The 7,822-nt window shown below is 67.1% G+C and carries 7 protein-coding genes; 2 read left to right on the top strand and 5 right to left on the bottom strand.

Annotated features, from left to right (window positions below; genetic code table 11):
- The 3 genes from KF871_RS06530 to KF871_RS06520 all read right to left on the bottom strand — a co-directional run.
- Positions 1-528 (bottom strand): NAD(P)-dependent oxidoreductase (locus tag KF871_RS06530; RefSeq protein ID WP_291139879.1); only part of this gene is annotated, 528 nt, incomplete at its 3' end.
- Positions 529-627: 99 nt separating this feature from the next.
- Positions 628-1,764, bottom strand: coding sequence for a PilT/PilU family type 4a pilus ATPase (locus KF871_RS06525; RefSeq protein ID WP_291139877.1), 1,137 nt, complete (start codon positions 1,762-1,764; stop codon positions 628-630).
- Positions 1,765-1,813: 49 nt separating this feature from the next.
- Positions 1,814-2,857 (bottom strand): type IV pilus twitching motility protein PilT, encoded by a 1,044-nt coding sequence (locus KF871_RS06520; RefSeq protein ID WP_291139875.1) that lies wholly within the window; start codon positions 2,855-2,857, stop codon positions 1,814-1,816.
- Positions 2,858-2,899: 42 nt separating this feature from the next.
- On the opposite strand from KF871_RS06520, the gene KF871_RS06515 reads away from it, so the two are divergent.
- A complete protein-coding gene (locus KF871_RS06515; RefSeq protein WP_291139873.1) occupies positions 2,900-3,619 on the top strand; it encodes a YggS family pyridoxal phosphate-dependent enzyme in 720 nt (239 codons plus the stop codon).
- Here KF871_RS06515 and KF871_RS06510 read toward each other — a convergent pair.
- A complete protein-coding gene (locus KF871_RS06510; protein ID WP_291139871.1) occupies positions 3,603-4,160 on the bottom strand; it encodes a DUF3617 domain-containing protein in 558 nt (185 codons plus the stop codon). The genes KF871_RS06515 and KF871_RS06510 overlap by 17 nt on opposite strands.
- Before the next feature lie 78 nt (positions 4,161-4,238).
- On the bottom strand, positions 4,239-4,712 hold the full coding sequence (locus tag KF871_RS06505; RefSeq protein ID WP_291139869.1) for an Lrp/AsnC ligand binding domain-containing protein: 474 nt from the start codon (positions 4,710-4,712) through the stop codon (positions 4,239-4,241).
- Positions 4,713-4,809: 97 nt separating this feature from the next.
- On the opposite strand from KF871_RS06505, the gene KF871_RS06500 reads away from it, so the two are divergent.
- Positions 4,810-7,803 (top strand): L-glutamate gamma-semialdehyde dehydrogenase, encoded by a 2,994-nt coding sequence (locus KF871_RS06500; protein WP_291139867.1) that lies wholly within the window; start codon positions 4,810-4,812, stop codon positions 7,801-7,803.
- Positions 7,804-7,822: the final 19 nt, after the last annotated feature.

Genomic DNA, 7,822 nt, shown 5'->3' with positions numbered 1-7,822 from the left:
GGCGCCCATCAGGGTGAAGGCCCGCGAAAAGGCCATGGCCACGGGTTTGACGGCGTCGAAGACCGGCTGGTCGCCGCCACACATGACGGTCAGCAGGCCGTTTTCGGCGCCCGCCTGCCCGCCGGACACGGGCGCATCCACGAACGCGATACCCAAGGCCTTGGCCGCGCCGTACAGCTCGCGCGCCACGTTGGCCGATGCGGTCGTGTGGTCGACGAAAGTGGCGCCAGGCTGCATGCCGGCGAACGCACCGTCGGCGCCCAGCGTGATGGCACGCAGGTCGTCGTCGTTGCCGACGCAGGCGAACACGATGTCGGCACCTGCAGCGGCTTCACGCGGCGTCGTCTTGAACTGGCCGCCATAGGTCTTGGCCCAGGCCTCGGCCTTCGCGGCAGTGCGGTTGTAGACGGTGACCTGGTGGCCTGCCTTGGCCAAGTGGCCGGCCATCGGGCCGCCCATGACGCCCAGGCCCAGGAAGGCGACGCGTCGGGAAGGGGTGGGTTCGTAGGTCTTGGCGTTGGTGGTCATGGTCTCTCTCGGGTGGTTTTTCGAAGGCGAAATGCAAAAACGCGGGGCCAGCCCGCGTCGCGATGATCCCACGATGACCGGGCCGCTGTGGCCCGGGGGTCAAACGATGGTGAGGTGCTCGGTGCCGGCGGCCAGGTCCAGCGTCTTGGCGCGTTGGCTGTTGAGCTTGATCTGCAGGCGCAGGTCGTTGAGCGAGTCGGCGTTGCGCAGAGCGTCTTCGTAGGTGATGAGGTTGGCCTCGAAGGCGTTGAAGAGCGACTGGTCGAAGGTCTGCATGCCGATGTTGGTGCTCTTCTTCATGACCTCCTTGATCTCGGCCACCTCGCCTTTGAAGATGAGGTCGGAGATGAGGGGGGAGTTGAGCAGGATTTCCACTGCCGCAAAACGGCCCTTGTTGTCCTGACGCGGCACCAGACGCTGCGAGATCAGCGCACGCAGGTTGAGCGAGAGGTCCATCAGCAGTTGCGGGCGGCGCTCTTCCGGGAAGAAGTTGATCACCCGGTCCAGCGCCTGGTTGGCGCTGTTGGCGTGCAGCGTGGCCAGACACAGGTGACCGGTCTCGGCGAACTGGATTGCGTTCTCCATGGTCTCGCGGTCTCGGATTTCGCCCATGAGGATGACGTCGGGCGCCTGCCGCAGGGTGTTCTTGAGAGCCGCGCCCCAACTGTCGGTGTCGAGGCCGACCTCGCGCTGGGTGACCACGCAGTTCTTGTGCGGGTGCACGAATTCGATCGGGTCTTCGACGGTGATGATGTGACCGTGCGAGTTCTCGTTGCGCCAGTCGACCATGGACGCCAGTGAGGTGGACTTGCCTGAGCCGGTGGCACCCACCAGGATGCACAGGCCGCGCTTGGACATGGCCACGTCCTTGAGCACTTGCGGCAGGCCCAGCTTGTCGATGGTGGGCAGTGTGGCGGGGATGGTCCGCAGCACCAGGCCAACCTTGCCTTGCTGGATGAAGGCATTGACGCGAAAGCGCCCGATGGCCGGCGGCGAGATGGCGAAGTTGCACTCCTTGGTGCGTTCGAACTCGGCCGCCTGCTTGTCGTTCATGATGGCCCGCGCCAGCGCCAGCGTGTGACCGGCCGACAGCGGCTGCGGCGACACCTTGGTGATGGCGCCGTCCACCTTGATGGCAGGCGGGAATTCGGCGGTGATGAACAAGTCGCTGCCACCCCGGCTGAGCATGAGGCGAAGCAAGTCGTTGATGAATTTCGATGCCTGATCGCGTTCCATGGTCGTTGAGCGTCCTGCGTTGAGCGTTGAGCGACTGCCTTGCGCCGCTTCAGCCTGGGAAGTTCTCCGGAATCTTGGCTTTGCTGCGGGCCTCCGCCGGGCTGATGATGTTGCGGCGCACGAGGTCGGAGAGGTTCTGGTCCAGCGTCTGCATGCCTGCGCTGTTGCCGGTCTGGATGGCCGAGTACATCTGCGCCACCTTGGCCTCGCGGATCAGGTTGCGGATGGCACTCGTGCCCAGCATGATTTCGTGGGCCGCCACACGGCCGCTGCCGTCCTTCAGTTTGCACAGCGTCTGCGAGATCACCGCCACCAGCGATTCGGACAACATGGCGCGCACCATGTCTTTTTCTTCCGCGGGGAAGACGTCGATGATGCGGTCGATGGTCTTGGCCGCGCTGGATGTGTGCAGGGTGCCGAACACCAGGTGACCGGTTTCCGCCGCCGTCATGGCAAGCCGGATGGTTTCCAGGTCGCGCATCTCACCCACGAGGATGGCGTCCGGGTCTTCACGCAGGGCAGAGCGCAGCGCATTGGAGAAGCTCAGCGTGTGCGGGCCGACCTCGCGCTGGTTGACCAGGCACTTCTTGGAGTCGTGCACGAATTCGACCGGGTCTTCCACCGTGAGGATGTGGCCGTACTCGGTTTCGTTGAGGTGGTTGACCATGCCGGCCAGCGTGGTCGACTTGCCCGAACCGGTGGGGCCGGTCACCAGCACCAGGCCACGCGGGCGCAGCGCGAGGTCACCGAAGATCTTGGGCGCGTTGAGCTGCTCGAGCGTGAGGATCTTGCTGGGAATGGTCCGGAACACGGCGCCCGCGCCGCGGTTCTGGTTGAAGGCGTTGACACGGAAACGCGCCAGACCTTCGATCTCGAACGAGAAGTCGCATTCCATGAACTCCTCGTACTGCTTGCGCTGGCTGTCGTTCATGATGTCGTACACCATGGCGTGCACAGCCTTGTGGTCGAGTGCGTCGACGTTGATGCGTCGCACGTCGCCATGCACCCGTATCATCGGCGGCAGCCCGGCGGACAGGTGCAGGTCGGAGGCCTTGTTCTTGACGCTGAAAGCCAGCAGTTGGGTGATGTCCATCCCGGGTCTATCCGTGTTTTTTGAGGGCAGTTGCGATCGATTATGACGAGCATCGCCGCCAATCTCCAGCAAGTGCGGGAGCGGTTGCGACGGGCCTGCGAAGCCGTTTCGCGGGACAGCGCAGAGGTTACTTTGCTGGCGGTTTCAAAGACCTTCGGACCCGACGCCGTCCGTCAGGCCCATGCCGCCGGCCAGACGGCTTTCGGCGAAAACTATGTGCAAGAGGGCATTGAGAAGATCGCGTCGGTGGCCGACATGGTGCCGCGCGCATCGGTTGTCTGGCACTGCATCGGGCCTTTGCAAAGCAACAAGACACGCGTGGTGGCGGCCCACTTCGATTGGGTCCAGTCGATCGACCGACTCAAGATCGCGCAGCGCCTGAGTGAACAGCGCGACGGTTCGATGGCGCCGCTCAACGTCTGTCTGCAGCTCAATGTCGATGGCGGCGCCAACAAGGCGGGCGTGGCCGTGGCCGATCTGCCGGCGCTGGCCGATGCGGTGGCGGCGCTGCCGCACCTGCGCCTGCGCGGTGTGATGAGCATTCCCGAGCCGCAAGACGGTTTTGATGCCCAGCGCGAGGTTTTTGTGCGGGTGCGCGAGGCCTACGACGATCTGCGCGCCCGGGGTCATGCCCTGGACACCTTGTCCATGGGAATGAGCGACGACCTCGAGGCCGCAGTGGCCGCGGGCGCCACGATGGTGCGCGTGGGCCGGGCGGTGTTTGGCCATCGGGAGCGCAAGCCGGTCACTGGCGCGGTTTGACGTTGCCGCAGTTGGCGCTCACCCATCGCGCCGAGCCTTCGATGGTGGCCTTCTCGGGCTTGCCGTTGACCACCGTCGACACGTTGGTGACCGAGCTGTAGCCGCTGTCGCCGTTGAAGCGGATGGTGCTGTCGCCGCTGGACGCCGGGTCGGTGCACTGGAAGCTCATCTTCATGCCGCTGCTGTTGCGCTCCGTCACCTGCATCTGGCATTTGCCATCGGCCGGCGGCGGCGGCTCCTTGCGCGCGGCCATCTCTGGGGTGAGGCAGTAGCGCAGGCTCATGCCACCGCCTGGCGCTACGCCCGGCATGGACATGCCCTGCTTGGCCAGCATGTCCTGCATCATCTTGTGTTGCTCGGGGCTCATGGCCGCCATCTGCTGTTGCATCTGGGCCATGGCGGCGTCCAGCTTGGCGTTGCCGCCCATCTTCTGGGTGACCTCCCACAACCCGGGCTTGGGGCCGTCGGCGTGGGCCGCCAGCGGGGCGGACAAGGCAAGCAGCAGGGAGAGCGACAGGACATTGGACAGGGGGCGTGACATCGGGTGGGCTCCAAGCGTGATGCAAAGGCGCCATTCTGTGGCGCCCGATGTCGTTCGCCTAGCCTCGAAAAGGGGGGATCACAGCGGCAGCCTTGCGCTGTGCTTGACCTCCTCCATGACGGCGTAGGTGCGGGTTTCGCGCACGCCGGGCAGCTGCCACAGCACCCGGCCGGCGAATTCACGGTAGGCGTCCATGTCGGCCATGCGGGTCTTGAGCAGGTAGTCGAAGCCGCCGGCCACCATGTGGCACTCCAGGATCTCGTCGCGCACCTGCACGGCGGCCTTGAAGGCGTCGAACACGTTGGGGGTGGTGCGGTCGAGCAGTACTTCGACGAACACCAGCATGCCGCGCCCGAGCTTGTGCGGATCCAGCCGCGCTTCGTAGCCGGCAATGATGCCGTCGCGCTGCAGCCGCTGGGTGCGCGCGAGCACGGCCGTGGGCGACAGACCCACCTGCTCGGCCAGCTTCAGGTTGCTCAGTCGCCCGTCTTCCTGCAGCAGGCGGAGGATCTTGAGGTCGATGCGGTCGAGCCCGTTTGGTGCGGAGGTCATTGGAATCTATCTCTATAGATCAGAACATAAATGGAGAGAAATTCTAGATTCATGGGCAGATGATGCGTGAATTGTTCATCGATGCCCCTTGATCGCCATGCTGCACCCTCACCCACACCCCGTCATTGCCCGCGCCGACCGATTGCCCGACCCGTACCGCCCTGAAACCCAGGTGTTGACCGAGCGCCTGCGCCAACTCGACGGGGCACTGGACTGGTCGGAGGTGCGGGCCATGGCCCTGCCCTGGGCGCAAGCGGTGCGCGACCAGCCGCCGCCGTTCTGGGCCATGGAGAGCCTGCTCAAGGAGTACCCGATTTCCAGTGCCGAAGGCCTGGCCCTGATGCGCCTGGCCGAAGCCCTGTTGCGCGTGCCGGACACGCAGACCGCCATTGCCCTGACGGCAGACCAGCTCGGGCGCGCCGATTTCGGCCAGGCGGGCGAAGCCGCGCTGGCCCGGTTGTCGTCCACCGCCATCGCCTGGAGCAAGCGCTTTCTGCCGCACGAAGGGGAGCAGTCCGGGGTGGTGTCGCGCCTGGGGGCGCGCACCGTGGTGGCGGCCACCCTGCGCGCAGTGCAGTTGCTGGGCCGCCAGTTCGTGCTCGGCCAGCACATCGACGAGGCGCTCAAGCTGGCCCGGCAGGCGCGCAAGGCCCAAGCCAACCTGTGCCACAGCTTCGACATGCTGGGCGAAGGCGCGCGCACCGACGCCGATGCGCAGCGCTACCTGGACAACTACCACGCCGCCATCGACGCCATCGCCGCCCATGCCGACCCGGTGCGCGATCCGTCGCGCAACGACGGCATTTCCATCAAGCTCAGCGCCCTGCACCCGCGCTACGAGCACACCCAGCGCGAACGCGTGATGCGCGAACTGGTGCCTCGCGTGTGGACGCTGTGCGAGAAGGCCGCCGCCGCCCACCTCAACCTCACCATCGACGCCGAAGAGGTTGATCGGCTTGAGCTCTCGCTCGATGTGTTCGAGGCGCTGGTGCAGCGGGTTGCGCAGGACTGCCCATCGTGGGGCGGGCTGGGTCTGGCCTTGCAGGCCTACCAGACGCGCGCGGTGGAGCTGATCGAAGAGGTCGCTGCCATCGGGCGCCGCCATCGGGTGCGGCTGATGTGCCGGCTGGTCAAGGGCGCCTACTGGGACGCCGAGGTCAAGCGCGCGCAGGAGCTCGGCTTGCCGGGCTACCCGGTGTTCACCCTCAAGCACCGCACCGACGTCAGCTACCTCGCCTGCGCCCGTGCGCTGATCGATGCCTCGGACGTGGTGTACCCGCAGTTCGCCACCCACAACGCCGCCACCATCGCCGCCATCGTGCAGATGGCGCGCACCGCCAAGGTGCCGTTCGAGCTGCAACGTCTGCACGGCATGGGCGAAGGCATCTACCGCGAGGTGCTGCAGGACCAGGCGCTGCGCTGCCGCGTCTACGCGCCGGTGGGGGCGCACCGCGATCTGCTGGCCTACCTGGTGCGCCGACTGCTGGAGAACGGCGCCAACGCTTCGTTCGTTCACCAACTGGCCGATGAGGCCGTGACGCTCGACGAGCTGCTTGCATCGCCCATGGCGCTTGCCAAGGCCGACGCCGGGGCCACGCCGCTGCCTGCCCCGCAGGCTTTGTATGGCGATGAGCGCGCCAACAGTGCGGGCCTGGACCTGGCGGTGGCCGCGCATGGTGCGCCCTTGTGGGCCGCACTCGCGCAGACCGCGGTGCCCGAGGTGCCAATGGCAACGCCTGCAGACGCCGTCGAAGCGATTCGCGTGGCCCGGCAGGCCGTCGGCCCGTGGCGCCAACGGCCGGTGAGCGAGCGCGCCGACTGCCTGCGCCGCGCGGCCGATGCCATGCAGGCGCGTTTGCCCGCGCTGTGTGCCTTGCTGGTGCGGGAGGCGCACAAGACCTGGGGCGACGCCATCGCGGAGGTTCGCGAAGCCATCGACTTCCTGCGCTACTACGCCGTGCAGGCGCAGCGGCTTCAGGCGCCCGTGACCCTGCCCGGTCCCACCGGCGAAACCAACACCCTCACCTTGACGGGCCGTGGCGTGTGGGTCTGCATCAGCCCGTGGAACTTCCCGCTGGCGATCTTCACCGGCCAAGTGGCGGCCGCGTTGGTCACCGGCAACACTGTGGTGGCCAAGCCCGCCGAGCAAACGCCCGCGATCGCCCTGGAGGCGGTGGCCTTGCTGCACGCGGCCGGTGTGCCTGCCGCCGTGCTGCAGCTGTTGCACGGTCTTGGCGAAACCGTCGGTGCGGCGCTGGTGGCCGAGCCGCACGTGGCGGGAGTGGCCTTCACGGGCTCGACGCCGGTGGCCAAGGCCATCCAGCGCGCGCTGGCCGCCAAGGACGGGCCGATCGTGCCGCTGATCGCGGAAACCGGTGGCATCAACGCCATGCTGGTCGACAGCACGGCGTTGCCCGAGCAGGTGGCCGACGCCGTGGTGCAAAGCGCCTACCGCAGCGCCGGCCAGCGCTGCTCGGCGCTGCGGCTGCTGTGCGTGCACGAAGCGGTGGCCGACACGGTGATCGAGATGGTGCGGGGCGCTGCCCAGGAGCTGGTGCTGGGCGACCCGGCCGACCTGGCCACCGATGTGGGACCGCTGATCGACGCCGACGCGCATGACGGTGTGTCGCGGCAGGTGCAGGCCCTGCGGCAACGTGGCCGCAGCGCGTTGCCTCTGCCGCAGGGTCTGCCGCCGCAGGTGGTGGCGCCGCAACTGATCGAGATCGACGACATCGCCGAGGCGCGCCAGGAGATCTTCGGCCCGGTGCTGCAGGTGGTGCGCTGGCGCGGCGATCCGGCCGCGGTGATCGATCGCATCAACGCCTTGGGCTACGGCCTCACGCTGGGCCTGCAGACGCGCATCGACAGCCGCGCGCTGGCGCTGGCGCAGCGCGCGCACGTGGGCAACGTCTACGTCAACCGCAACATGATCGGCGCGGTGGTGGGTGTGCAACCCTTTGGCGGCGAAGGCCTGTCCGGCACCGGGCCGAAGGCCGGCGGCCCCAACTACCTGCCGCGTTTCTGTGCCGAGCAGACGCTCACCATCAACACCACCGCGGCCGGCGGCAACGTGGCGCTGTTCGCCCACTGAAAAGCGGCCCTGCCGGCCG

The sequence above is a fragment of the Hydrogenophaga sp. genome (assembly GCF_019635465.1).
GTDB lineage: Bacteria > Pseudomonadota > Gammaproteobacteria > Burkholderiales > Burkholderiaceae_C > Hydrogenophaga.
This window is presented reverse-complemented; position numbering and strand designations above follow the sequence as displayed.

Bases quoted from the DNA above. Each gene is read 5' to 3' on its own strand.
- KF871_RS06510 (WP_291139871.1), bottom strand. From the start codon at position 4,160: ATGTCACGCCCCCTGTCCAATGTCCTGTCGCTCTCCCTGCTGCTTGCC.
- KF871_RS06525 (WP_291139877.1), bottom strand. From the start codon at position 1,764: ATGGAACGCGATCAGGCATCGAAATTCATCAACGACTTGCTTCGCCTC.
- KF871_RS06520 (WP_291139875.1), bottom strand. From the start codon at position 2,857: ATGGACATCACCCAACTGCTGGCTTTCAGCGTCAAGAACAAGGCCTCC.
- KF871_RS06515 (WP_291139873.1), top strand. From the start codon at position 2,900: ATGACGAGCATCGCCGCCAATCTCCAGCAAGTGCGGGAGCGGTTGCGA.
- KF871_RS06505 (WP_291139869.1), bottom strand. From the start codon at position 4,712: ATGACCTCCGCACCAAACGGGCTCGACCGCATCGACCTCAAGATCCTC.
- KF871_RS06500 (WP_291139867.1), top strand. From the start codon at position 4,810: ATGCTGCACCCTCACCCACACCCCGTCATTGCCCGCGCCGACCGATTG.